This is a genomic window from Allorhizobium sp. DMC15 (assembly GCF_056314065.1).
On record NZ_JBQUZB010000004.1, the window covers coordinates 221,393 to 247,838 of the forward strand.

The window sequence follows — 26,446 nt, forward strand, 5'->3', positions numbered from 1 at the left end:
GGGATGGGCCTCCTTTTCATGTCAGTCTTCGAAGGGAGCGACGACTTTCCGTTCCCCGCAGAGGAAGGAATCCGCTACGATGCGCAGCGGCTGATAGTCGGTGTCGCTCTGGCGGGAGCGGATGAGTTTGGCAAAACGTTCGTAGATGCCCGCATATTCGCGATCCGGGCCGGACGCCTGTTGGGTCCCCTTAATATAGAGTTCCGAACCGCCCTTTGAAAGGCGCAGCTCGCCATCATTTGTCTGAACGGTGATATCCCAGGTCTGAGGACCTTCCTGACGCCAGTCGAACTCGGCCGTGACAGGCGCGCCTTCGACGGTCCGCATGGCGATGGAAGCCGCAATGGGTTGCTTCTTGTTTTCCGGGAACTCGAGAGTCGATTTTTGCACCATGATATGGCCGGGAACGATCTCGGTCAGGATCGACAGAGCGTTGATGCCGGGATCGAAGACGCCGAAGCCGCCCGGTTCCCAGATCCAGGCCTGGCCGGGATGCCAGCGGCGGACATCTTCCTTCCAGACGATCGAGATCGACTGGATGACCTTGTCCGCCAGCCATTGCTTGGCCGGCTCGACGCCAAGGGCGAACCGCGAGTGCCAGGTGGCGAAGAGCGTGACGCCGGCCTTGGCAGCGATTTCGCTCAGCGCTTCTGCTTCCCCCAGCGTGGTCGCTGGCGGCTTTTCCATCAACACGTGGCGGCCGGCTGCAATCGCAGCCTTTGCCATGTCGAAGCGGACTTCCGGCGGTGTGCAGAGCGATACGACCTTGATGTCCGGGCGGGCAGCCAGGAAGGCATCGAAGTCTGTGAAGTTTTCCGCACCTTCGACCTTGCCGTGACGGCTGACACCGGCGGCAACGACAAAGTCGTTACCACCAGCGATCGACGGAATATGCTGGTCGCGGGCAATCTTGCCGATGCCGACAAGAGCGAGCGGGATACGATCTGTCATCGTCAAGGTCCTCAGTGCGCGTCCTTGCCGACCGGCGAGCCGCGGCAGCCCTTCAGGAAGTCGAAGTCGGCACCAGTATCGGCACCCTCGACATGGTCGTGGAAGAGTTTTGCATAGCCGCTTGCAGGTGCTTCGACCGAAGGCCGCCAGTCCGCCAGGCGGTGCTGCATCTCTTCTTCCGAGATATCGAGATGAACCTTGCGGGCATCGACGTCGATCTCGATGAAGTCGCCGTCACGAACGATCGCAAGCGGACCACCGCGGGCGGCTTCCGGCGAGGTGTGCAGGAGCACGGTGCCGTAGGCGGTTCCGGACATGCGGGCATCCGAAATACGGACCATGTCGGTGATGCCCTTGCGGAGAACCTTGGGCGGAAGACCCATGTTGCCGACCTCAGCCATGCCCGGATAGCCGCGTGGGCCACAGTTCTTCAGGACCATGACGCAGGTTTCGTCGATGTCGAGTGCCTCGTCGTTGATCTTGGCCTTGTAGTCGTCGATGTCTTCGAAGACCACGGCACGACCACGATGCTTCATCAGGTGCGGGGAAGCGGCAGACGGCTTCAGCACGCATCCCTTCGGCGCGAGATTACCGCGCAGAACGACGATGCCGCCCTGCTGCGTCAGTGCCTTTTCGACCGGAAGGATAACGTCCTCGTTCCAGTTGCGGACATCCTTGACTTCGTCCCAGATGCTGACGCCGGAAACCGTGAGCGCATCCTTGTGCAGCTTGCCGGCTTCGCCGAGGCGCTTGATGACGACGGGAAGGCCGCCGGCATAGAAGAACTCTTCCATCAGGTACTTGCCCGATGGCATCAGGTTGACGATCGTCGGGATGTCGCGACCGAGGCGATCCCAATCGTCGAGCGTCAGGTCAATGCCGACACGGCCGGCCATGGCGAGCAGGTGCACGACAGCGTTGGTCGAGCCGCCGATGGCACCGTTGACGCGGATGGCGTTCTCGAAGGCTTCCTTGGTCATGATGTCGGAGGGCTTCAGGTCATCCTTAACCATCTGCACGATCCGGCGACCGGAAAGTTGTGCCATCACCTTGCGACGGCTGTCGACAGCCGGGATCGCGGCATTGCCGGACAGCGCCATGCCGAGCGCTTCGACCATAGAGGCCATGGTGGAAGCCGTGCCCATGGTGTTGCAGGTGCCGCTCGAGCGCGACATCGAAGCTTCGGCTTCGACGAACTCTTCCTGGGTCATCTCACCCGCCTTCACGGCCTCCGAAAACTTCCAGAGATGCGTGCCGGAGCCGACGCGCTCGCCACGGAAGTATCCGTTCAGCATCGGGCCGCCCGTAACGACGATCGATGGAAGGTCCGTCGAGGCAGCGGCCATCACCAGCGACGGGGTGGTCTTGTCGCAGCCGACGAGCAGGACCGCGCCGTCGATCGGCTGGCCGCGCATGGCTTCTTCAACGGCGAGAGCCGCGAGGTTGCGGTACATCATCGCTGTTGGGCGGAAGGTGTTTTCCGACGCCGAGAAGACCGGGATTTCGACCGGGAAGCCACCGGCCTCCCAAACCCCTGCCTTCACCTTCTCAGCAAGTTCGCGCAGGTGACCGTTGCAGGGGGTGAGGTCGGACCACGTGTTGAGGATGCCGATAACCGGGCGTCCGTCGAACAGGTCGTGCGGGTGTCCCTGGTTCTTCATCCAGCCACGATGGTAGATGGTGTCGCGGGAGGTTCCGCCATACCAGTGCTGGGATCTCAGTTGGCGCGGCCAAGCCGCCGGTTTGAACTTGCTCATGGCTTTTGTCCTGTCTCTGGAAAAATGGGCGGGTCAGGTGACCGATCCGCTCAGAGCATCTTCACCTGGACGGTCTCTGCGGCAGCCTTTGCGAGGCGGTTGCGCAGCGGAAGACCGAATTGCGGGGACACGATTTCGAAGACATCGCCTTCTTCTGTGACGAAACCGTCTGCGACCGAGAGCGTGGCCGTGCCATACATGTGCACGTGGAGGTCGCCGGGCTGGCAGAACAGCGCGTATTTGAAGTGGTGGTATTCCAGGTTCGCGATCGTGTGGGACATATTGGCCTCACCCGACAGGAACGGCTTTTCCCATACGGTCTTCCCGCCACGGAGAATGCGCGAGGTGCCTTCGACGTGATCCGGCAGGGCGCCGATCCGCAGTTCTGGGCCGAAGGAGGCCGGACGCAGTTTCGAATGGGCAAGGAAGAGGTAGTTTATCTTTTCCGTCACGTGATCGGAAAATTCGTTGGCGATCGAGAAGCCCAGGCGATGGGCCGTGCCGTCTTCGCCGATAATGTAGTAACCGGCCATTTCCGGCTCTTCGCCACCGTCCAGCGCGAACGAGGGCGAGACAAGGTCTTCGCCGGGAGCGACAGCATTGAAGCCGTTGCCCTTGTAAAACCACTCCGGCTGAACGCCGATTTCGCCCGGCTTCGGCTTGCCGCCTTCGATGCCCATGCGGAACATTTTCATCGAGTCGCTCATGCCGGCGGTGTCCGCATGCATGCTGTCGCGTGCTGAAGCGGAACCTGTGTGGGTCAGACCCGTACCGGTCAGATACATATGGGCCGGGTCCGGATGGCGGACCGGGCAATCCAGTTTGCCTTCGCCGGCAAGTGCCAGCAGGTCAACCGTATCGCCTGCGCCCTGCTTTTCGATCAGGGCTGCGACGGTCGTTCCGGCAGCAATGGCCGCCTTGGCGAGGTCGTAAGTGGTGTTGTAGCCGGGGACAAGGCGCGCGGCCTCACCCTGGCGGCAAATGACGCCGCCAGTCTTCAATTGCGAGAGAAACATAAGCCTATCCTCAGACTGCTTTGTTCTTGTTGTAAACGTCGAAGAAGACAGCAGCCAAAAGCACGAGGCCCTTGATGAGCTGCTGGTAGTCGATGCCGATACCCATGATCGACATGCCGTTGTTCATGACACCCATGATGAAGGCGCCGATGACTGCACCGGTGATCTTGCCCACGCCGCCGGATGCCGAGGCACCACCGATGAAGCAGGCCGCGATCACGTCGAGCTCGAAGCCGACACCGGCCTTCGGGGTCGCAGAATTCAGGCGCGCCGCGATGATCATGCCGGCAAGTGCGGCAAGCACACCCATGTTCACGAAGGTCAGGAACACCAGACGTTCGGTGTTGATGCCCGAAAGCTTAGCAGCCTTTTCGTTGCCGCCCAGCGCATAGATGCGGCGGCCAATGGTCGTGCGAGACGTGACGAAGGAGTAGAGCGCGATCAGGATGCCCATTACGACGAGGACGTTCGGCAGACCGCGATAGGTAGCAAGCTGGTAGCCGAGGAAGATGGCGACCGCGCTGATGATGCCCATCTGAGCGACGAAGAAGACGAAGGGCTCGTTCTCGCTGCCGTGCTCATCGTTCAGGCGACGGTTCTTCATGCCCGAATAGATAGCGAGAGCGACAAGAGCGACGACTGCGATAATCGCGACGTGGTTTGCGATCCCCGTCACCGTCGTGTCGGTCAGTGGCAGGAAGTCCGGGATGAAGCCGGTGGAGAGAAGGGTGAATTCCTTCGGGAACGGACCGATCGGGCGGCCACCGAGCGCAACATAGGTCAGGCCGCGGAATACGAGCATGCCGGCAAGGGTCACGATGAAGGACGGGATCTTCTGATAGGCGACCCAATAGCCCTGGGCGGCACCCATCGCGGCGCCGAGCACCAGACACAGCGGCACGACCAAGGCGAAATGCCAGCCCCATTTGACCAGCATGATCGCCGAAATGCCACCAATGAACGCGACGATCGAACCCACAGAAAGGTCGATATGGCCTGCGACGATGATCAGTAGCATGCCCAAGGCCATGATGACGATGAACGAGTTCTGCAGGACGAGGTTGGTGATGTTGACCGGCCGGAACAGGACGCCGCCGGTCAGAACCTGGAACAGCACCATGATGACGACGAGCGCGAGCAGAAGGCCGTATTCGCGGATGTTCTTGCGCAGGTAGTCACCCACGGAGACCTTTGGGGTTTCGGTTCTTGTATCAATGGCCATTAGTTTTTCTCCCCAGAGCGCATGATGGCACGCATGATGGACTCTTGGCTTGCTTCTTCCTTAGACAATTCGGCCACGATGCGCCCCTCGTTCATGACGTAGATGCGATCGCAGGTTCCGAGCAGTTCGGGCATCTCCGAGGAGATCATCAGGATGCCCTTACCTTCGGCGGCAAGCTGGTTGATGATTGTATAAATTTCGAACTTGGCGCCAACATCGATGCCGCGCGTCGGTTCGTCGAGAATGAGCACTTCCGGATTGGTAAACAGCCACTTGGACAGAACGACCTTCTGCTGGTTGCCGCCCGACAGATTGACCGCTTCCTGATAGATCGAATGCGACCGGATGCGGAGTTTCTGACGGTAATCGGTGGCAACCTTGGCTTCCTTGCGGTCGTCGATAACGGCACCGTTGGAAACGCCGTTCAGGTTTGCCAGCGTGGTGTTTTCCTTGATGTTGTTCTGCAGGACCAGGCCGAGATGCTTGCGGTCTTCCGTCACATAAGCGAGGCCGGCATCAATCGCCTTCGGGATTGTCGAGACATCCACGGGCTTGCCATGCATCAGCACGTCGCCAGTGATCTTGTGGCCCCAGGACTTGCCGAAGAGGCTCATGGCGGTTTCGGTGCGACCGGCACCCATAAGACCGGCGATACCGACGACTTCACCTGCGCGCACGTTGAAGGCCACATCGTGAAGGAACTGCCGGTCGCGATGGTTCTGGTGGAAGACGTTCCAGTTCTTCACTTCCAGGAGCACGTCGCCGATCTTCGGGTCGCGGGGCGGATAGCGGTCTTCCATGTCACGGCCGACCATGCCTTTGATGATCCGGTCTTCCGTGATTTCCTGAGTATGACAGTCGAGCGTCTCAACGGTGCCGCCATCGCGCAGAATGGTGATCTGATCGGCGACCTTGCGGATTTCGTTGAGCTTGTGGGAGATGATGATCGAGGTCATCCCCTGCTTGCGGAATTCCATCAGCAGGGTGAGCAGGGCGTCGGAATCCGTCTCGTTGAGCGAAGCGGTCGGTTCGTCCAGGATCAGCAGACGAACCTTCTTCGACAGAGCCTTGGCGATTTCGACCAGCTGCTGCTTGCCGACGCCAATATCGGTGATGCGGGTCGAGGGGCTGTCCTTCAGACCAACCTTCGCCAGCAGCTCTTTCGTCCGCGCAAAGGTCTGTGGCCACTGAATGACGCCGCTATTGGCGATTTCGTTGCCGAGGAAAATGTTCTCGGCGATCGACAGGAGTGGCACGAGGGCCAATTCCTGGTGGATGATGATAATGCCGAGCTCTTCGCTGTTCGAAATGGTGCTGAAGCGGCGGACTTCGCCATCATAGAAGATGTCGCCGTCATAGGTTCCGGCAGGATAGACGCCGCTGAGCACCTTCATCAGGGTCGACTTGCCGGCGCCGTTCTCGCCGACGAGCGCGTGGATTTCGCCCTCGCGCACCTTGAAGCTGACATTGTCCAGCGCTTTCACGCCCGGAAATGTCTTTGTGATGCCGCGCATCTCGAGAATGATGTTGTCCATGGGCAGAATTCCGGCAATCTTCGGCGACACAGTCAAGCCAAAGACGCGAGCTCCTTCAATGCGTATAGAAAATGGGTCCGCGATGACTCGCGGACCCGAGAGCGATCCTGAGGATCAGTTGTCGATCTGGTCGGCCGTGTAGTAGCCGGCGCCAACGAGAACGTCCTTGGCATTGGCCTTGTCGACAGCAACCGGCTTCAGCAGGAACGACGGAACGACCTTCACACCGTTGTTGTAGGTCTTTTCGTCGTTGATCTCGGGGGTCTTGCCACCCATGATCGCGTCAACCATCGAAACGGCAACCTTCGCCAGTTCGCGGGTGTCCTTGAAGACAGTCGAGTACTGTTCGTCAGCCAGGATCGACTTGACGGACGGCAGTTCAGCGTCCTGACCGGTGACAACCGGCATGGTCATGTCGCCAGAACCGTAACCAACGCCCTTCAGAGCCGACAGGATGCCGATGGACAGGCCGTCATACGGGGACAGAGCGCCGTGCAGCTTGTCTTCGGTGTAGGTCGAGGAGAGCAGGTTTTCCATGCGAGCCTGGGCAACAGTGCCGTCCCAACGCAGCGTACCGACCTGGTCCATGCCCATCTGGCCGGACTTGATGACGATGTCGCCGCTGTCGATCAGGGGCTGCAGGACCGACATTGCGCCGTCATAGAAGAAGAAGGCGTTGTTGTCGTCCGGCGAACCGCCGAAGAGTTCGACGTTCCACGGCTTAGTGTCCGGGAACTTGGCCTTGAGGCCGTCTACGAGGCTGGTTGCCTGGAGCACGCCAACCTGGAAGTTGTCGAAGGTGGCGTAGTAGTCGACATTGCCCGAATCGCGGATCAGGCGGTCGTATGCGATGACCTTGACGCCAGCATCGGCGGCCTTCTGCAGGATGTCGGAGAGGGTCGTGCCGTCGATGGCGCCGATGACGAGAACCTTGGCACCCTTGGTGACCATGTTTTCGATCTGGGCGAGCTGGTTCGGAATATCGTCGTCAGCGAACTGAAGGTCCGGCGTATAGCCAGCTTCCTTGAACAGCTTTTCCATGGTCTCGCCGTCGGAGATCCAGCGGGTCGAGGTCTTGGTCGGCATGGAAATGCCAACGACGCCCTTGTCCTGTGCGTAGGCGAAGGGTGTAAAGGATGCGATACCGATTGCAAAAGATGCAATCAGGGCTCCAAGTTTCTTCATGGTAACCTCCCTGGTCATACCGTGCGAGGCCAAGCTCCTCCTGGCACTCGCTGAAAAACAAGAACGAGCGGCTGACACAGCAGCCCCAGCTCCGTTGGGACTCTTATCGCGCCCCATATACCGATCAAATGATTATTTTGACTTTCTGCATACCGTAGTTGATATATCGTTGATGGCAGAGAACCACATTTACAGACTGCAGCCCAAACATTTCAGCCTCGTCAACTCGATTGCCGAGCTTGGCCAATTAAGTCTTGCCGCTCAATCACTTGCACTCACACAGCCTGCAGCTTCCCGCATGTTGGGCGAGATAGAGCGCTATGTCGGCTCTCCGATCTTCGTGCGGACACCGAAGGGCATGGAGCCGACGGCGGTGGGCAGCGCCTTGATCCGGCGGGCTCAAAACGTGCTGGAGGAAATCCGCGAAGCGGCACGCGAGGTCGATGCGATTCGCCGAGGCCTGACGGGCAAAGTGCGCGTTGGGGCCGTGACCGGCGGTGCGGTCGGATATGTGGTGCCAGCCATCAAGGCCCTGAAGGCGGAAGCAGCCACGGTCGACATTCACGTCGATGTCGCCTCAAGCAGCGAAATGATCCGCGACCTCTTGTCTGGCCAATACGATTTCGTCTTGGGGCGTGTCCCGCCGGGCATCGATGCGCGACAGTTCCATGTGGAGGGCGCGACGATGGAGGAGGTCGAGATCGTCGTCCACCGCACGCATCCTCTTGCCAATGTCGATCGTCTCAATGTCTCCGACATGGCCCATTTCCCCTGGGTCATGCAGGCGCCGGGAACGCCACTGCGTCACGCGGTGGAGAGCGTCTTCATTGAGGAAGGCGCGCCGATCCCGCGCAACATCGTCAATACGACCTCTTTGCTGGTGATGATCGCCATGCTCGCGTCTTCCAACGCGATTGCGCCGATGTCGCGTGAGGTGTCGGATCTTCTCTGTCGACAAACGCCGGTCGGTGACCTGTGTACGTTGAAGCTCGACACGCCCATCGTCGTCACGCCCTACCACCTCATCACCGTCAACGGCAAAAGGCTGTCGCCGATTGCCGCCCGGTTGCGAGATCTTCTGCTGAGCCGCTTCCTCAACCGCGCTCGCTGACCAAAAGACGATGTTCGTGCGCGGCTCGTAAGCTTGCTATTTCGGCCATGTCAGGCACACTGTCATGTGTCCGTCATGAATGAATGTTCGAGGAGCATTGATGACCGAGCAGACTGAAGGGCAGCGCCATGAAGCTGATGGTGCCGACAAGAGCTCAACAAGCGTGGTCGACCTGGGTATCTATCGGCAGTCTCTCGATCCCCTCCCGGTCACCTTCCATCGTCGTGAACTCGATGCCATCCTCTGGGTGTATGGTCGCATGGTTGGTGAAGGCGATTGGCGGGACTACGCGATCGACCACCTCAAGGACAAAGCGGTTTTCTCCGTCTTCAAGCGTGCGGGCGACTATCCGCTCTATCGCATCGAAAAGAACCCCAAGCTCGCAGCAAAGCAGGGGGCTTTTTCGGTTGTGGCGACCGACGGTCGAACCCTCAAGCGTGGCCATGATCTGAAGCAGGTTTTGAAGGTCTTCGACAAGGCCCTCAAGGCGATCGAATGAGTCAGCCAAGCGTTCCGGGATAGTTCGACAGGTCGGGCTTGGTGGTCTGTGCTTCGCCCAGCGGCCGCTGCATAAAGATCGTGTCGAGCCAGATGCCATGCTTGAAGCCCGTTCCGTCGAGTCGGCCTGCGAGTGAGAAGCCGCAGGAACGGTGGACCGCGACCGAGGCTTCGCTTGCGCCACCAACCACGGCGACCATCTGACGAAAGCCAAGCGCCTCGCAGCGTGAGACAAGCGCAGCCAGCAGGCTCTTGCCGACCCCCAGGCCACGCGCGGTCTTGGCAACGTAGATCGAGTCCTCCACCAACCACCGGTAAGCTGGCCTGGTGCGGAACGCGGAGGCATAGGCGTAACCGAGGAGCGAACCGGTCTCGTCGATCGCCGCGATATAGGGATAACCCTTGCCCGTTATCGCCGTGTAACGGGCCGTCATCTCATCGAGACCGGGTGGATCGAGTTCGTAGCTTGCCGTCCCTGTCAAAACGGCGTCTGCATAGATTGCGGTGGCCGCTGGCAGATCATCGGTGGTGAGGTCGCGAATGGCAGGCGGCATGCAGAACTCCGGTGAAGACCGCGTCTTGTTCCACGGGTGCGTTGCCTCGGCAAGCCTGGAACATGTCATTGCGACACATCCGGGGCGGCAATTGGCCACTGGCCGATGCACTGTCGGCGCGTTTTCGTCTTTCCCGCCATGGGCGCGGCTTGACTCGCGCACAAAACCTTGTAATCCCTCGCCGCGAAGAGGAATTCGGTTCATGCACGCTTTCGGGCAGTCCTTCGAGGTCTCAAACCACCTGCAGCAGCCTGCTGCCGGTGGCGCATGCATTTCTCTCGTATCCACGACCACGGCCAAAACGACGACGAAAACCGTCTGACGTCTTCGGCCACCGCTCTCTCCCCGGCACGGCCGGGGACAAGGAAGATTGCGCACCCGTCGCAGGCTTCCTCCTCACCATCCGCGGAGAGACAGAAAGAGAGCATTGACATGGGTTTCAAGATTGCAGTCGTAGGCGCTACCGGCAATGTCGGCCGCGAAATGCTGAACATCCTCTCCGAACGCGGCTTTCCGGCTTCGGAAGTTGTCGCACTGGCGTCCGCCCGTTCGCAGGGCACCGAAGTCTCCTTCGGCGACAAGGTTCTCAAGGTTCAGAACCTGGAGCACTATGATTTCTCGACGACCGACATTTGCCTGATGTCCGCCGGCGGCACTATCTCGCAGAAGTGGTCGCCGAAGATCGGCGCCCAGGGTTGCGTCGTGATCGACAATTCGTCGGCCTGGCGCTACGACGCCGACGTGCCGCTGATCGTTCCGGAAGTCAATCCGGACGCCGTGGTCGACTTCAAGAAGCGTAACATCATCGCGAACCCGAATTGCTCGACCGCTCAGCTCGTTGTGGCGCTGAAGCCCCTGCATGACTTTGCCAAGATCAAGCGTGTCGTCGTCTCGACCTACCAGTCGGTGTCCGGTGCCGGCAAGGAAGGCATGGACGAACTCTTCACCCAGACGCGCGCCGTCTTCGTCGCCGATCCGGTGGAAGCCAAGAAGTTCACCAAGCGCATCGCTTTCAACGTCATTCCGCACATCGATAGCTTCATGGAAGACGGCTATACGAAGGAAGAGTGGAAGGTTCTCGCCGAGACCAAGAAGATGCTCGATCCGAAGATCAAGGTGACCTGCACCGCTGTGCGCGTTCCGGTCTTCATCGGCCATTCGGAATCGGTCAACATCGAGTTCGAGAACGAAATCACGGCCGATCAGGCCCGCGACATCCTGCGCGATGCACCGGGCTGCCTCGTCATCGACAAGCAGGAAAACGGCGGCTACATCACCCCGGTCGAATGCGCCGGTGAAGATGCGACTTACATCTCGCGCATCCGCGAAGACGCCACGGTCGAGAACGGTCTCAACATGTGGGTCGTCTCGGACAACCTGCGCAAGGGTGCCGCTCTCAATGCCATCCAGATTGCGGAATTGCTTCTGAACCGCGGGCTGATTACACCGCGCAACGCCGCCAACTGATCACATCCGCTTGCCGCCCGGCGATCAGCCGGGCGGGAGTTCCCTGTCTCATAGGAATGTGATCCATTTTGAAGCTCGGGTGCGGCTTCATTAGGGGTTGATTGATGACAGGATCATGTTTCGCTGCCATGGTGCGCCCCAAAGAAACAGTCAATGACGAGGCCTGAATGCGTCTGAACTTTACATTGTCCGCAGCACTGATTTCAGTGGTGTCCGTATTCGCCGGAACGGGTTCGGCGTTGGCTGCCGCCTGCAGCAACACATCCGCCGGGTTCGAGCAGTGGGCCGCAGCTTTCAAGGAGCAGGCTGTAGGTTCCGGGCTCAGCCCCAGGACGTTGGACAAGGTGTTCAGCTCCATCAATTACAGCCGCAGCACCATCAGTGCCGACCGTGGTCAGAAGAGCTTCAAGCTGTCTTTCGACCAGTTCATGCAGAAGCGTGGCGGACAGACGATCATCAATCGCGGCAAGGGCATGAAGAAGAGCAATGCCGCGCTATTCGCCAAGATCGAGCGTCAGTATGGGGTCCCCGCCGGCCCGCTGATCGCGATCTGGGGCATGGAAACCGGCTTCGGTTCCTTCCTCGGCAAAGAGCACACGCTTTCGGCCGTTGCGACGCTGGCTTTCGATTGCCGCCGCAGCGAGTTCTTCACCGACCAGTTCTATGCCGCTCTTGAACTCGTGCAGGCTGGCAATCTCGACATCAACGCCAAGGGCGCCGCTCACGGTGAAATCGGCCAGACGCAATTCCTGCCGCGCAACGTCGTGCGTTATGGCGTCGATGGTGACGGTGATGGTCATATCGATCTGGTTCGTTCGAGAGCCGATGCTCTGGCCTCGACGGCCAATTTCCTCAAGGGCCATGGCTGGCAGGCGGGTGCAGGCTATCAGCAGGGCGAACCGAATTTCGCGGCGATTCAGGGTTGGAACGCTGCGACCGTCTATCAGCAGGCTATCGCCTATATCGGTGCGCGCATCGACGCGGAATGACTTGACGCTGGCGCGGCAAACATCTGTCGCGCCGGCCTTTTTCCGAGTTATCTTCCGAGCGTGTTTGCAAAGGCTGGCGGACCGGAGCCGGTTGGTACTTCAGGCCGTTTCTTGCCCGTCCAGACGAATGAAGTCCCGGGTCTGCGGATCCATCAGCCAGAGTTCGCCGTTGCTGATGTCGAACCAGGCGCCGTGAATGCGCAGCTTGCCGCGTTCTTCAAGGATCTTCACGCAGGGGAAGGTCCGCAAGTTGCTGATCGAATTGCGGATCGATATCCGCTCCAGCGCTGTCTGACGCTCAACGGCCGTCATGACCGAATTACCCTGAATTTGCTCGGCGGCCGGGGCGACGAGGTTCATCCATTTGCCGATGAAGTCACCCGGCGAAAGCGGTTCGGCGTTCGGATCCAGCGCCGCGCTGATACCCCCGCAACGCCCGTGCCCCATGACAATGATGTCTTTCACACGAAGCGCCTGCACGGCAAACTCCAGGGCAGCCGACGTGGAATGATACTGACCATCCGGCTCATAGGGCGGCACCATGTTGGCCACGTTGCGTACGACGAACAGTTCACCCGGGTCGGCGTCGAAGATCATCTCGGGTGCCGCGCGTGAATCGCAACAGGCAACGACCAGCGTGTGCGGCTTCTGCCCCTGCTCCGCAAGCACGCGGTAGCGCTCGCGCTGATCGACATAGCGACCGCTCATGAAGTTGCGGTAACCGTTGAGGAGGGGAGTAGGAAAGCTGCTCATATCTATCCGCTTACAGCGCCGACAGCCTCAAGGCAACCGGTGCAGCGGCGAAGCTTTCCCTCAGCTTTCAACCCGGTTTGCGCGGACGCTGGGCCGGATGCATGAGGCGGCGCATCTGCACCATGGCCATGGGGGTCGACAGACTGCCGGAATCGCTCTCCAGTGTCAGTTCGTCACCGCCCCGTTTGGTGGTTCTCGCCAGAACCTCGAAAACACTTGCCGTGGCCAGTTGCAGGGCCCTCTCCTCGTCGAGACCCTGCAGAATACGCGCGAGAAACACTGCGGCCAAAAGGTCACCCAGGCCGTTGGGCGGATTGTCGATCAAGCGGTGTTCGGCAAGGATCGCGCTGCGACCCGAGAGAAGAAGATTGCCGGTGCCACCTGCCATCATCGGCACGGCCGAAGTCACGAGCATTCGCGGCGGACCGAGCGACAATGCGGCTTCCATGATCGCCTGATTGCTCTCCAAGGCGCTTCCGACCATCCACTGCAACTCGTATCGGTTCGGCGTTGCGATATCGGCCAGGGGAATGAGTTCGTCGCGGATGCCAGCGGCCGTTTCCGGCGGGATGTAGAGGCCTCCGAGATCACCCATCACCGGATCGCAGATGTAAGTCACGTTCGGATTGGCGGCTTTGGCGGCCGAGACGAGCTTTGCCGCTGCAGCCGGTTGGGCGGGGCTTCCGAAATAGCCGGTGAGGATGGCTGAGACCTCTCCCAGCCATGGCGCCCTTGCCAGGTCATCAATTGCGGATTCGAAGGCCAGATCGTCGAAGCGTAGCCGGGTCGACGGTCCCTTGCCGGGATGCCAGGGCATCACGATCGTCGGCAACGCCCAGACGGGATGACCAAGGGTTTCGAGCGCGAATACAGCCGCGCGGTTTCCAACAGAACCGCGCACGACATGGCTCGAAATCACGATGACGGCATTCGCAGGTACTTTTTCCATTTCTGGCACTTTCGGCTGGAAAATCGACGATTTGGAACGTGTTTACGCATTTTCTCTCGAAAAAAATCGCATTTTCTCGGAATTCGGAGGCATTTTCGCCGAAATTGCCCTCAATTTCGATTCATACATACTTTCGCAAAACATTTGCAGAATCATGACGGCTCACAGCCGCTGCCGAAGGAGAGGCACATGACCAGGACGGGCAACCCCAAGCGCGATCAACTGCTCGGATCCGCTGACGAAAGCGCCGCGGCGCTGGGAGTGGCATCCATCGCTCCTTCCACCATTTTCGGCCGTGCCAGCAACGACGACCTCGACCGCTATTCCGCAGATATGCTCGCTCATGGGGCGGCCCGGGCCGCGGCAGACCTCGCCGCATGGGACCGACAAAAACCATATGTCCGAATCGAAAGCCTTGCTCCCGTGCGGCCCAATGGCGTTCCGGTCAGCGTGCTCTCGATCGTCGATCACAACAAGTCGTTTCTCTATGACTCCCTGATGGGAGAGGTGACCAGCCTCTACCGCGACATCTATATGGCTGTTCATCCCATTCTGGCGGTGACGCCGAAGGGTGAGATATCGTTGTCGAACCCGGATTCTGATCCGGAGGGGGCGATCAAGGTCAGCTATATACAGCTGCATCTCGCGCCGTTGAACGAGGAGCAGTCCGCGGATCTGGTCCGCCGTCTCGATCACGTGCTTGCGCAGGTGAAGATGGCTGCAACAGACTGGAAGCCTATGCTTGGCCTTCTGGAGGAAGCGCTTTTCGAATTGCGGGCGCTTTCGGCAGGTCGGAACGAGGCCGAACGGGACGAGGCCGTGGCCTTCCTGGAATGGCTGCGCAACAACAACTTCACGTTCCTTGGTATGCGGGAATACACCTATTCCGGCGAAGGCGAGAACGCCACCGTCGAGCGTGATCAGGGCAGCGGTCTCGGCATTCTGTCCGATCCGGATGTGCTGGTCCTGCGACAGGGGCAGAATCAGGTTACGACCACCCCGGAAATCCTCGCCTTCCTGCAGGGACCCGACTTCCTGATCGTGACCAAGGCGAACGTCAAATCGGTCGTCCATCGGCGTGCCTACATGGATTATGTCGGCGTCAAGCGGTTTGGACCGAACGGCAAGGTCGTCGGGGAACTGCGCATCGTCGGCTTGTTTACGGCGACCGCCTATACTCGCTCGGTGAATCAGATCCCCTTGCTGCGTGCGAAGGTCGAGAAAGTCGTTTCGCACTTCGACTTCGACCCACGCAGCCATTCCGGTCGCATGTTGCAGAACACGCTCGAGAGCTATCCGCGTGACGATCTGTTTCAGATCACGCCGGAACTGCTGGCGAAGTTTTGCGAGCAGATCAACGACCTGTCCGAGCGGCCGCGCGTGCGCGTCCTGCCGCGGATCGATCATTTCGACCGTTTCGTATCCCTGATCGTGTACGTGCCACGCGAAGACTACAATTCGCTGGTACGTGAAAAGATCGGGGACTATTTCCGCTCGGTCTACAAGGGCCACGTGTCCGCTTATTACCCGGCCTTCCCTGAAGGTGGGGTGGCTCGCGTCCACATCATCATCGGTCGACGAGAGGGGGCGACGCCTCAAATCGAGCAGGCCGCTCTTGAAGATGCAGTCCGGCGGATCACAGCCCGTTGGAGCGATCGGTTCTTGTCGCTGGCCGGAGCGGATGCGATCAGCCTGGATGTAACCGAAGCGTTCCAGGAGGCCTTCACGCCCGAACAGGCCGTCGATGATTTGCGGCACATCAAAGCCTGCATCGCAGGTGCACCGTTGTCGCTGGAATTCCATCAGGTGGAGGGTGAGCACGGGCCATCGCTTTATCTGAAGATCTTCCATGCCGGTGATCATCTGCCTTTGTCCCGGCGTGTTCCATTGCTGGAAAACCTCGGCTTCGGTGTGATCAGCGAGCGGACGTTCGATATCGGCATCGTGGCGAACGGCGGTGAACGGCAGTCGGTGGTGCTGCATGATATGGAACTCGCCGCACCGTCGTCCGTCCATTTCGACATCCACCAGCATGGCAAGCTGCTCGAAGACACCTTCCTCGCGGCCTTCACCGGCATGGTGGACAATGACGGCTTCAACCGACTGGTCCTGGCAGCCGGGCTTTCCGCCCGCGAAGCCTCGGTCCTGCGTGCCTATGCAGCGTATCTGCGCCAGGCCGGCTCTGTGTATCCGCTGAACTACATCGCCGAGACCTTGGCCAAGCATCCTGCCATCGCCACCGACCTCGTTTCTCTCTTCCGGAACCGCCTCGACCCGGCGGTCGCGGAGAAGGCGCGCAGCAAACGCAATTCGGAACTCTTGGCTTCACTCGAAACGGGACTCGGGGCCGTTCGGAGCCTGGACGAGGACCGCATCCTTCGGCGCTATATCAATGTGATCGAAGCGACATTGCGAACAAATTTCTTTCAGCATGGTTACCAGCAGAGCGTGCGGCCGATGCTGGCCTTCAAATTCGATCCGCATCAGGTGGAGGGCTTGCCTGAACCCAGACCGTTCCGCGAAATCTTCGTTTATGGCGTCGAGGTCGAGGGGGTTCATCTCCGTTTCGGGAAGGTGGCCCGTGGTGGTCTGCGGTGGTCCGATCGTGCTCAGGATTACCGCACAGAAGTGCTCGGTCTCGTGAAGGCGCAACAGGTCAAGAATGCCGTCATCGTGCCTGTTGGCGCGAAAGGCGGGTTCTTCCCCAAGCTCCTGCCGCCACAGAGTGATCGCGAAGCTTGGCTTACAGCCGGGACGGAAGCCTACAAGACCTATATCCGCACACTCCTGTCGATCACCGACAACATCGTGTCCGGCAAGATTGTCCCGCCGGCAGACACACTGCGGCCGGATGGCGACGATCCGTATTTCGTCGTCGCGGCCGACAAGGGAACTGCCACTTTCTCCGATACCGCCAACGGCCTTGCTCAGGCGGCAGGTTTCTGGCTCGATGACGCCTTCGCGTCTGGTGGCTCGGCCGGTTATGACCACAAGAAGATGGGTATCACCGCGCGTGGCGCCTGGGAGACCGTCAAGCGGCATTTCCGCGAGATGGACATCGACATCCAGACAACGCCATTCACCGTGGCCGGTGTCGGAGATATGTCCGGCGACGTGTTCGGCAACGGCATGTTGCTCTCGGAGCAGATCAAGCTGATCGCAGCCTTCGACCACCGGGACATCATCATCGACCCGCAGCCTGACCCGGCGACTTCATTTGCCGAGCGACGCCGCATGTTCTCCCTGCCGCGTTCGAGTTGGCAGGACTACGATCGTGCTGCGCTGTCGAAAGGCGCGATGATCATTTCGCGGTCGGAAAAGTCCGTCACGTTGACCCCTGAGGCGGCCGCTGCCATCGGCATCGAAGGCTTGACCGTCACGCCGTTCGACATCATGACGGCGATCCTGCAGGCGCCTGTGGACCTGCTCTGGTTCGGCGGTATCGGGACGTATATCAAGGGACCGACAGAGACGGATGCAGAGGTGGGAGACCGGGCAAATGATGCAATCCGCATCGATGCCGGTGAGGTTCGCGCCAAGGTCATCGGCGAAGGCGCCAATCTCGGCGTCACTCAAAAGGGCCGCATCGCCTACGCGCTGAATGGCGGTCGGTGCAACTCGGATGCCATCGACAATTCGGCCGGGGTCAATTCTTCCGACGTCGAGGTCAATATCAAGATCGCGCTCAGCCCGGCCATGCAGGACGGCCGCCTGCCGCGCGAAAAGCGTAACGTGTTGCTTTCAACGATGACCGATGAGGTCGGTCGACTCGTCCTGCGCAACAACTATCTGCAGTCGCTTGCGATTTCTCTGACAGAAGCGAAGGAAGCCGGAAACCGGGAAGAGCTTAGCCGGCTTATGGATTACCTGGAGGGTCAGGGGCGATTGAACAGGAAGGTGGAGACGCTTCCTGATGGCGCTGCCGTTGCCGAACGTTATGTCTCGGGGAAGGCTCTCACTCGGCCCGAAATTGGTGTCCTGCTCTCCTATGCAAAGATCGCGCTCTTCGACCAACTGGTGGAGTCGGATCTGCCGGACGATCCCTATTGCGAAGGGACGTTGTTCAATTACTTCCCCGCTGCCATGCGCGAGACCTTCGCTGGCGACATCGCCGGACACCGCCTGAGGCGGGAAATCATTGCAACAGCGTTGGCGAACCATGCCATCAATCGCGGTGGCCCGGCTTTCATCGTCTCGGTGGTCGATGCCACGGGCGGCTCGCCGGACGATGTCGTGAAAGCGGCTTTGGTCACACGCGATGCGCTGGACCTCAGCCGCATCTGGGACGGTCTCGACGCGCTGGATGCCAAGATGCCCGGCCAAACGCAGAACCGGCTCTATGCGATCGTCTCCGAGGTCTATGTCGCCATGACGCGGCTTCTGATCGATACCGGCCTTTCCAAGGGTACGGTTGGTGAAGCGGTGGCACAGCTCACCGCTGCCGTGCAGACGGCTAAGCCCGTGTTTGCCGAAGCATTGCCGCCGCTGCTGCGCCAGCATTTCGACGATCAGATCGCCGAACTGGTCGAAGCAGGCGCTCCTGAAGAGATCGCGGCCGAGGTGGTCGATCTGCAGACCCTCCAGCTCTTGCCGGAAGTCCTGCAGATCGCCGAGCGGACCGGGGCAGATTTCGCTGCCGCCATGCAGGGCTTCTTCGCAGTTTCGGAGGCTTTCCGGATCGGACGCATCATCGAGAATGCGCGGCGGCTGCAGCCGTCTGATCACTACGACAATCTCGCTTTGACACGCAGCCTTGACCGGATCGGTCAGGCGCGGCGACAGATCGTTTGCAAGGCGCTTGCCGAGCATTCTGAAAACGCAAATCCGGTCGAGGCCTGGCTGGCGGCCGATAAGGTGCATGTCGAGCGAATCGGCAAGGAGATATCGGCGATCGTCGATAGCGGCGAACCGAGCATTTCCAAGCTCGCGGTTGCGGCCGGACTGCTCGGTGATCTTGCGCAGGATCATGCGAGGTGACACTGTCCGGGGCAGACCAAGCTCCGGGGGTTCAAGTGACAACGCGTGCAGATGACAGATCCAGCGCCGCAACCATCGACAAGGGCGTTGCGGGCTGGATGTTTTTCGATTGGGCGGCTCAGCCCTTCTTCACCGTCATCACAACCTTCATTTTCGGTCCGTATTTCGTTTCGCGGATGACTGCCGATCCTGTGAGTGCGCAGACGGCATGGAGCAATGCGGCGACGATTTCCGGTATTGCCATCGCTATTCTTGCACCCGTTCTTGGCTCCATCGCCGACCAGTCTGGAGCCCGCAAGCCGTGGATTGCCTTCTTCGCGGTGATCAAAATCGCCTGCCTGCTGCTGATCTGGACGGCAGCGCCGGGATCGCCCGTCGGTTTCGTGATGTTGCTGATGATCCTTGCGAGCGTGGCGGCGGAGTTCTCGATCGTCTTCAACGACTCGATGATGCCACGGCTTGTCAGCCAGAAGGACGTGGGAAGGGTGTCCAATATTGCCTGGGGACTTGGTTATCTCGGCGGTATGATCGTTCTGATCTTCGTCGTCCTGTTCCTCGCCGCCAATCCTTCGACGGGGGTAACCTTACTGGGCGCTCCCCCTCTGTTCGGCCTCGATCCCGCGCTGGGCGAAGATGCTCGCATCACGGGGCCAATTTCTGCCGTCTGGTACTTTCTTTTCATTTTGCCAATGTTCCTGTTCACGCCGGATGCTCCCAAGGGCAAGGCCCTGGGCAATGCCGTTCGGTCGGGGCTGATTGAGATCCGGCATACTCTTGCTGAGCTTTGCCACCGCAAGCCGGTCCTTCGCTTCCTCGTCGGGCGGATGATCTATCAGGACGGGGTCAACGGCCTCCTGATCCTGGGCGGCGTGTTCGCGGCCGCCATGTTCGGCTGGTCGACCATGGAGATCGGCATCTATGGCATCATCCTGAACGTTGTTGCCATCTTCGGCTGCATGCTGGCGGGGCGAATTGACCGTCTGTTTGGCTCCAAGATCGTCGTGATCACCAGCCTCAGCCTGCTCATCCTCGCGACCCTCGGGATCGTTTCGACCGGGGCCGACTTCACCCTATTCGGTTTCGTCAACCTTCCGATCGGGACGACCGAGGGACTGTTCGCCACGCCGGCGGAGAAGGCGTACATCCTGTATGGCTTGTTGATCGGCGTGTCTTTCGGGCCGGTGCAGGCCTCGTCGCGCTCTTACCTCGCCCGCAGCGTCGATCCGGATGAAGCGGGACGCTATTTCGGCATCTATGCCCTGTCAGGGCGCGCCACCAGTTTCATGGCCACCTTGTCGTTCTCGCTTCTGACAGCCTGGACTGGCTCAGCCCGGGTTGGCATGGCCACCATGCTGGTTTTCCTGGTGGTCGGTCTCGTCATCCTGTGGAAGACGCCCTATCCCGCCAGAAGCGGTGCCGGGGCGCCTTGAGACAGAAAGGGCCGGAAGAGTGATCTTCCTTCCGGCCTTGTTCGTTTCGCGGAATGCCCGTCTGTCTTTCAGTGACGGAAATGGCGCACGCCGGTGAAGACCATGGCAACGCCGTGTTCGTCGGCTGCAGCAATGACTTCCTCGTCGCGCATCGAGCCGCCGGGCTGGATGACTGCGGTGGCACCGGCTGCGATCGCCGCCAGAAGGCCGTCCGCGAAGGGGTAGAAGGCTTCCGACGCAACGGCCGAGCCCTTCGTAAGCGGTGCCGAGAGACCCAGCGCCTTGGCCGCATCTTCGGCCTTCAAAGCCGCGATGCGAGCAGAGTCGACACGGCTCATCTGGCCGGCACCGATACCTGCCGTCTGCCCGTCCTTCGCATAAATGACTGCGTTCGACTTCACGTGTTTGGCGATCTTGAACGCGAACTTCATGTCTTCGAGTTCGGCGGCCGTGGGTGCGCGCTTGGTCACGACCTTGAGGTCGAGATCTTCAACCATGATGTTGTCACGGGTCTGCACGAGCAAACCGCCGGAGACGGTCTTGGCCATCAGCCCACGGGCTCGCGGGTCCGGCAGGGCTCCGGTCGTCAGCAGCCGCAGATTTGGCTTGGCCGCGATGATCGCCTTGGCTTCGTCCGTAACGTCAGGTGCGATGATGACTTCGGTGAAGAGCTTGACGATTTCGGTCGCGGTCGCCGCGTCGAGGATCTGGTTCAGTGCTATGATGCCGCCGAAGGCCGACACGGAATCGCAGGCGAGTGCGCGCTTGTAGGCTTCGACCAAGCTCGATCCGGTCGCCACCCCGCACGGATTGGCGTGCTTGATGATGGCGCAGGCCGGGCCGTTCTCGGCCGGGAACTCCGCGACCAGTTCGAAGGCGGCATCCGTGTCATTGATGTTGTTGTAGGACAGTTGCTTGCCTTGCAGCAGGGTCGCGGTCGCCACGCCCGGACGGTTGTCGCCGGTGACGTAGAAGCCGGCCGCCTGGTGGGGATTTTCGCCATAACGCATGGCTTCCTTCAAGGCCCCGCCGACCACGCGATAAGCCGGCATTTCGATTTCGAGGGCTTCTGCGAACCAGTTCGAGATCGCCGCATCATAGGCGGCTGTGCGGGCATAGGCCTTGGCCGCCAGCTTCTGGCGCAGGGCGTAGGTCGTCTGGCCGTCGTTTTCAGAAAGAGCGGCGATCACGGCGGGATAGTCTGCCGCATCCGTGACCACCGTTACATAGGCATGGTTCTTGGCCGAGGCGCGGATCATCGCGGGGCCGCCGATATCGATGTTCTCGACCGTCGTGGGATAGTCGCCACCAGCCTGGCGAACCTGCTCGAACGGATAGAGGTTGATGACCGCGAGGTCGATCGCCTCGATACCATGCGCCGTCATGGCCTCCACATGTTCTGCATCGTCACGGATCGACAACAGGCCGCCGTGAACCTTCGGGTGAAGCGTCTTCACGCGACCGTCCATGATCTCGGGGAAGCCGGTGATTTCGGATACGTCGATGACCGGAAGACCTTCAGCCGCGAGTGCCTTGTGGGTGCCGCCGGTCGACAGCAGGCGAACTCCCCGCTCGTGAAGGCCGCGCGCGAATTCCACGATGCCGGTCTTGTCGGAGACAGAGAGGAGGGCCGTGCGGATGCGCACGAGGTCTGGGGCTGGGATCTTCTTTGAAACGACGGCCATGGTTATCTCCGAGCTTGCAGGGCGCGCCCGGCGTGAGATGGGCACGATGCGGGCGCCCTAGCACAGCTTCCCGAAAGAGGAAACCTTACGGCTGCGCCTCTCAGGCGTGATGGGCCAGAAACCACCGTATCTCGGGCCCTGCAAAGCGAATTTCGATCTGCCGGGACGGGCGGATGCCAGAAACGTCGGCAAAAAACACATCTTCTTCGATCGTCAGTTCGCCGACGGGGATGGAGAAATCCCAACTCTCGCCATCGGGGGCGACGAGTTTGACCTTGCGCGGGTCAAGCCGTTCCAACTCGATTGACGGATGCAGGTGAAAACGGGCGATGGCTTCGGCGGCTGGCTGGTCCGCGATCGGTTGCCCGTCGGTGTGAAGCAGACGGTCGCGGCCAGCGATTTTCGTTCCTGGCTGGTTGATGCGGATCTCACGTTCGTGCAGCAGGCCAAAGCGCTCTGCGTAGCCGTCGTGGCGTGCGGACAATCGATCGCTGCCGTCCGGGCCGGATTGCCGATCGACGTCGATAACAGAGGGACCCGTGGTCAGGATGGGACCCAGATAGTCTGATTGGATCATTCTTGCCGAGGAAACATCTCCGATCGATACGGTGCTGTGAGCGGCGGTGGTGCGTGCCAGTTGCCGCAACTTTTCGCCAGCGAAGCGCGGCAGGCCGGAATTGATGATGAAACGGTTGCGGCCCGACGAAAGTTCGAAAGAGAGGCATCCGGCATGGGCCGTGTTCGACAGCCGCAGCGAATGCGGCTTTCCGGTGTCGACCAGCAGCACGGTCTCTCCCCCGGACAGTCGGTGATAGCCACCATGGGGAAGCGCCTTGAAAGGCTGGCCTGCGGTTTCGTCATATCGCAGCACGCTCATCAAATCGGTCGCCAGCGTGGAGCTTGCACCGTTGAAGAGCGCCAGATCGCCGGCGGTGTGACGGAAGAAGCGGACGGCCGGATACATTCTGTCGATCACGGAAATCAGCCTCTGCGGCAGGTCGTGGCCGAGATTGATGTAAGTCTGGCGCAGCGGCAACAGATCGAAGAGGAGATCGACGCAGGCTTGAGGATTGCGCGATATATGGGTCCCATCGGGCAGGATCTGTCGTTCGAGTTCCCGATCGAGCTGCCGTCCCATACGGCGCACGACGGACTGCCTCGCTTCCGTCGAGACTGACGCCATGGCAAGGGCAATACGCGCCAAGAGGCGCGGCAGTCCCTCAGGCAGGTGATCGACGCGGCGCTGCAGGTAGCGCACCTGCTGGCTCAGCGAGCCGATGAACCGGCGGTAAAAACCGGCTTCCGCCTCTTGCAGGACGACCGGTGAATGCGACAGCCAACTGATGATGCGGCGAGAGACCACTTCCGGATCCCAGGCGATGCCGGTCGCCCGGCTGCCATGCAGGCCGATCCACTGGTCGACGATCCATCGGGCGTTGTCGCAGGCGGCTGGCGTCTTGTCGGCCCTGATGTGGCGCAGCCAACCGAAGCCATGCAGCCGAATGGCAAACTGTCGGCTGGGGAGCTCCAGCGAAAAAGGGGACTCGCGACCCGCGTCCAGAACTCGGCCGGCCAGAGGGTATCGCCCATCGAGAATTTCCTCGGCGACGAACGTGTCGACGGCACGCAGATCAGTCGGGGCAACAACGACCCGCGTGATGCGCAGGCCTCGGACGCCCATGGACGGAACGGTCAACGCCACCGCCTGTCGGGCTCGACGCCATGTTTCGTCGAGATACAGGCCAATGAGTTTCCGACGGTCGTTTATCCGCATTCTCGTTCCTGTTACCGCAATCTTCCTGATCGGGCACTCCGCTGACCAGACTGGTGCGGACGCCAGGACTTTAATGGGAGGCGCCACGACGATGCGCATCGTCGCTTACGCAATCGCGACAGACCTGCCACGAAGCACGTGCCGTGAGCGCTGAAAATGTCCGACGGTACATTCCAACAGGTTTATTCAAAGATTCGTTAAGTTTTAGCAATCACGCAGGCGTAAAAGCCGTCGAGGCCGCCCTGGTCCGCCAACATGGCCGGCGTGGTCCGGAATTCGCCCCGGGCCGTGATCGCCTCCTCCAAACCTTGCCAGTCATCGGGTTCAATTGGCACGATCTTCAGGTCACTGTGATCGGCGAGCACCTTGTCGACGACCATCTCTCCCTCGATCGGATCAATGGAGCAGTTCGAAAACACAATCCGACCGCCGGGCTTGAGCAAGGTTACCGCATGGCGCAGCAGGCGCTCCTGAAGGGTCGCAAGCTTGGCGATATCCGTGGTGTCCTTGGTCCAGAGAACATCCGGGTGGCGGCGTGTGGTACCCGTGGAGGAGCATGGCGCGTCAAGCAGGATCGCGTCGAAACCATCTGCGTCTTCGATCTCCAGCAGATTGATGCAACGAGCCTCTGCCTGAAACTGCAGCCGGTCCAAATTTGCGGACAGGCGGCGAAGCCGGCTCTGCGACTGTTCGATCGCCGTCACATTTGCGCCAGCGAGCACGAGCTGGGCGGTCTTGCCGCCCGGTGCAGCGCAAAGATCTGCAACCCGCTTGCCAGCCAGATCGCCGAACAGCTGTGCGGGTATCGACGCGGCTGCATCCTGAACCCACCATTCGCCCTGCTCGAAGCCTTCCAGCGCGGTGATCGCACCCTTGAAGGGGTCCAGCCGTACGGTGCCGGTGGGCAGAACGCGGCCACCGAGCGATTTTGCCCATTTTTCAGGATCCGACTTTACGGTCAGGTCGATCGTCACAGGCTCGAGTTGGGCTGCGGCGATCGCGAGAGCATGGTCTTCCCCATAAATCTCCGTCAGGCGATCGAGGAACCAATCCGGCATGCAGGGCACGTCGGAGACGTAATCGAGGAGTGCCTGCTTCTCCCGGCCAATACGGCGCAGGATTGCGTTCACCAGTTTGGCGAAACGCCGGTTGCGCGGATCCCTGTTTGCCTGCTCCACGGCAAGGTCGACCGCTGAGTGATCGGGAATATCGAGATAAAGCATCTGGGCAGCGGCAACGATCAGCAGGTGATGCAAGGCACGCGCACCGTCTGGCAACGGACTGTCGAGCAGTTCCTTGAGGATCAGCTCAATGCGAGGAAGGTGCCGCAGGGCCGTCTGCAGGATTGCACGAACGAGGCTGCGATCCGCCTCGCTGAGCGCCGTGAAGGCAGGGTTGCCGTGTTCGGCATCGAGCATGCCATCGAGCGAGGTCTTGCGATCGATTACAGCTGCAAGAAGCCGGCTTGCGGCCACTCGTGCGTCAAGGCCGGGCTTTGCCTCAAGCTCAGGCCGCTGACGTTGTCCGCCGTTGTTTGCTCCGTCGCGTCTGGAAGTCGCCTTGCCTGCTTTTTTGTCGTTCAAGACCACGGTCCCCTGGATGAATCGCTCGGCCCGCGTCCCCATCCCGTCGTGGGAACGGACCGTGCCTTCCGCGTTGCCTTAACAGCGGGTTCGGTCTGCGTCGATCCCCTCGGTTCGATATCCGTCATGGCGAGAAGCGCCTCGATACGGTTCCGGGTGTCGGGATGGGTGGAAAAGAGGTTGTCCATCCGCTGACCGCTCAGGGGATTGATGATGAACATATGAGCCGTAGCGGGATTTCGTTCCGCTTCTATGTTTTCGATATGCGACGCATCTCCGGCGATCTTCTGCAGAGCAGAGGCCAGCCAGCGAGGGTTGCCACAGATTTCCGCGCCTCGGCGGTCCGCCGCATATTCACGGGTACGGCTGATGGCCATCTGCACCAGCATCGCCGCAAGCGGAGCCACGATCATGGCCAGGAGGACGCCGATAAAGCCCAATGGGTTGCGGTTGTCCCGCCCACCCGAAAAGAGGAAGGCGAAATTCGACAGCATGGAGATTGCGCCGGCGAGTGTCGCCGTGATTGTCATGGTGAGGGTGTCGCGGTTCTCGATATGGGCGAGTTCGTGGGCCATGACGCCTGCAACTTCCTCGGGGGTCAGGCGCTGCAACAGCCCGGTGGAGGCCGCTACGGCAGCATTTTCCGGATTGCGGCCTGTGGCAAAGGCATTCGGCTGGGGGTTGTCGAAGACATAGACCTTTGGCATTGGCAGGCCCGCCTTGGTCACGAGCTCGCGGACGAGCAGGTAGAACTCCGGTGCGTTGCGTTCATCGACCTCCTGGGCACGATAGGCGCGAAGGACCATGCTGTCGGAGTTCCAATAGGAAAAGAAGTTCATTGCAGCGGCGACGAAGAACGCCACCATCATGCCGCCTTTCCCGCCAATCAGGAAACCAACGCCCATGAAGAGGGCGGTCATGAAAGCGAGCAACATCGCAGTGCGCATGGTGTTCATGTCGTTGTCCTCCGGTGGGTGGTGCAGCAAGGCGCGGCCGTTGCCGTTTTCGTC

20 protein-coding genes are annotated in these 26,446 nt (G+C 60.4%); 6 read left to right on the plus strand and 14 right to left on the minus strand.

Features of this window, described 5'->3' with window-relative positions; genetic code table 11:
* Positions 1-21: 21 nt before the first annotated feature.
* The 6 genes from ACT53S_RS18725 to chvE all read right to left on the minus strand — a co-directional run bounded on the left by ACT53S_RS18725 (position 22) and on the right by chvE (position 7,666).
* On the minus strand, positions 22-951 hold the full coding sequence (locus tag ACT53S_RS18725) for a Gfo/Idh/MocA family protein (protein WP_476068087.1): 930 nt from the start codon (positions 949-951) through the stop codon (positions 22-24).
* A gap of 11 nt (positions 952-962) precedes the next feature.
* Positions 963-2,708, minus strand: coding sequence for an L-arabinonate dehydratase (gene araD / locus ACT53S_RS18730; RefSeq protein ID WP_113377864.1), 1,746 nt, complete (start codon positions 2,706-2,708; stop codon positions 963-965).
* Positions 2,709-2,758: 50 nt separating this feature from the next.
* A complete protein-coding gene (gene araD1 / locus ACT53S_RS18735) occupies positions 2,759-3,724 on the minus strand; it encodes an AraD1 family protein (RefSeq protein WP_476068088.1) in 966 nt (321 codons plus the stop codon).
* Between the two features lie 10 nt (positions 3,725-3,734).
* A complete protein-coding gene (mmsB, locus tag ACT53S_RS18740; protein ID WP_113377866.1) occupies positions 3,735-4,946 on the minus strand; it encodes a multiple monosaccharide ABC transporter permease in 1,212 nt (403 codons plus the stop codon).
* Complete coding sequence (gene mmsA / locus ACT53S_RS18745) at positions 4,946-6,481, minus strand: multiple monosaccharide ABC transporter ATP-binding protein (protein ID WP_113377975.1); 1,536 nt, start codon at positions 6,479-6,481, stop codon at positions 4,946-4,948. The genes mmsB and mmsA overlap by 1 nt, the downstream gene beginning before the upstream one ends.
* A 114-nt stretch (positions 6,482-6,595) precedes the next feature.
* On the minus strand, positions 6,596-7,666 hold the full coding sequence (gene chvE, locus ACT53S_RS18750; protein ID WP_113377867.1) for a multiple monosaccharide ABC transporter substrate-binding protein: 1,071 nt from the start codon (positions 7,664-7,666) through the stop codon (positions 6,596-6,598).
* A gap of 172 nt (positions 7,667-7,838) precedes the next feature.
* On the opposite strand from chvE, the gene ACT53S_RS18755 reads away from it, so the two are divergent.
* Together ACT53S_RS18755 and ACT53S_RS18760 are read left to right on the plus strand one after the other, a co-directional pair.
* Positions 7,839-8,777, plus strand: a complete 939-nt coding sequence (locus ACT53S_RS18755) for a LysR family transcriptional regulator (RefSeq protein ID WP_113377868.1) — start codon at positions 7,839-7,841, stop codon at positions 8,775-8,777.
* Positions 8,778-8,877: 100 nt separating this feature from the next.
* Entirely contained in the window at positions 8,878-9,276 is a 399-nt protein-coding gene (locus ACT53S_RS18760; RefSeq protein WP_476068089.1) for a DUF2794 domain-containing protein, read from the plus strand.
* Between the two features lies 1 nt (position 9,277).
* Here the strand turns inward: ACT53S_RS18760 and ACT53S_RS18765 are convergent, their stop codons facing one another.
* Positions 9,278-9,829 carry a GNAT family N-acetyltransferase gene (locus ACT53S_RS18765; RefSeq protein ID WP_113377870.1) on the minus strand — a complete coding sequence of 184 codons (552 nt, stop codon included), beginning with the start codon at positions 9,827-9,829 and terminating at the stop codon, positions 9,278-9,280.
* Positions 9,830-10,261: 432 nt separating this feature from the next.
* Between ACT53S_RS18765 and ACT53S_RS18770 the strand changes: the two genes are divergently transcribed.
* Positions 10,262-11,296, plus strand: a complete 1,035-nt coding sequence (locus tag ACT53S_RS18770; RefSeq protein ID WP_142072949.1) for an aspartate-semialdehyde dehydrogenase — start codon at positions 10,262-10,264, stop codon at positions 11,294-11,296.
* On the opposite strand, the gene ACT53S_RS18775 is transcribed toward ACT53S_RS18770, so the two are convergent.
* Positions 11,271-11,654 (minus strand): hypothetical protein, encoded by a 384-nt coding sequence (locus tag ACT53S_RS18775; RefSeq protein WP_476068290.1) that lies wholly within the window; start codon positions 11,652-11,654, stop codon positions 11,271-11,273. The genes ACT53S_RS18770 and ACT53S_RS18775 overlap by 26 nt on opposite strands.
* Between ACT53S_RS18775 and ACT53S_RS18780 the strand changes: the two genes are divergently transcribed.
* Positions 11,536-12,285, plus strand: coding sequence for a lytic murein transglycosylase (locus ACT53S_RS18780; protein ID WP_476068282.1), 750 nt, complete (start codon positions 11,536-11,538; stop codon positions 12,283-12,285). The genes ACT53S_RS18775 and ACT53S_RS18780 overlap by 119 nt on opposite strands.
* Positions 12,286-12,384: 99 nt before the next feature.
* Here ACT53S_RS18780 and ACT53S_RS18785 read toward each other — a convergent pair whose 3' ends face one another.
* Together ACT53S_RS18785 and pdxY are read right to left on the minus strand one after the other, a co-directional pair.
* On the minus strand, positions 12,385-13,038 hold the full coding sequence (locus tag ACT53S_RS18785) for a carbonic anhydrase (protein WP_113377873.1): 654 nt from the start codon (positions 13,036-13,038) through the stop codon (positions 12,385-12,387).
* A 67-nt stretch (positions 13,039-13,105) separates the two neighbouring features.
* Positions 13,106-13,987 carry a pyridoxal kinase PdxY gene (pdxY, locus tag ACT53S_RS18790; protein ID WP_476068090.1) on the minus strand — a complete coding sequence of 294 codons (882 nt, stop codon included), beginning with the start codon at positions 13,985-13,987 and terminating at the stop codon, positions 13,106-13,108.
* Between the two features lie 189 nt (positions 13,988-14,176).
* On the opposite strand from pdxY, the gene ACT53S_RS18795 reads away from it, so the two are divergent.
* Both ACT53S_RS18795 and ACT53S_RS18800 read left to right on the plus strand, forming a co-directional pair.
* Positions 14,177-18,964 (plus strand): NAD-glutamate dehydrogenase, encoded by a 4,788-nt coding sequence (locus tag ACT53S_RS18795; RefSeq protein ID WP_476068091.1) that lies wholly within the window; start codon positions 14,177-14,179, stop codon positions 18,962-18,964.
* Positions 18,965-19,062: 98 nt separating this feature from the next.
* A complete protein-coding gene (locus ACT53S_RS18800) occupies positions 19,063-20,394 on the plus strand; it encodes an MFS transporter (RefSeq protein WP_476068283.1) in 1,332 nt (443 codons plus the stop codon).
* 68 nt (positions 20,395-20,462) lie between these two features.
* Here ACT53S_RS18800 and purH read toward each other — a convergent pair whose 3' ends face one another.
* The 4 genes from purH to htpX form a co-directional block, all read right to left on the minus strand.
* A complete protein-coding gene (gene purH / locus ACT53S_RS18805; RefSeq protein WP_476068092.1) occupies positions 20,463-22,079 on the minus strand; it encodes a bifunctional phosphoribosylaminoimidazolecarboxamide formyltransferase/IMP cyclohydrolase in 1,617 nt (538 codons plus the stop codon).
* Between the two features lie 100 nt (positions 22,080-22,179).
* Positions 22,180-23,853 (minus strand): heparinase II/III family protein, encoded by a 1,674-nt coding sequence (locus ACT53S_RS18810; RefSeq protein WP_476068093.1) that lies wholly within the window; start codon positions 23,851-23,853, stop codon positions 22,180-22,182.
* Between the two features lie 197 nt (positions 23,854-24,050).
* Positions 24,051-25,442: an RsmB/NOP family class I SAM-dependent RNA methyltransferase gene (locus tag ACT53S_RS18815; RefSeq protein ID WP_476068094.1), complete on the minus strand. Its 1,392-nt coding sequence runs from the start codon at positions 25,440-25,442 to the stop codon at positions 24,051-24,053.
* Complete coding sequence (htpX, locus tag ACT53S_RS18820) at positions 25,433-26,392, minus strand: zinc metalloprotease HtpX (protein ID WP_476068095.1); 960 nt, start codon at positions 26,390-26,392, stop codon at positions 25,433-25,435. Before htpX ends, ACT53S_RS18815 begins: the two co-directional genes overlap by 10 nt.
* Positions 26,393-26,446: the final 54 nt, after the last annotated feature.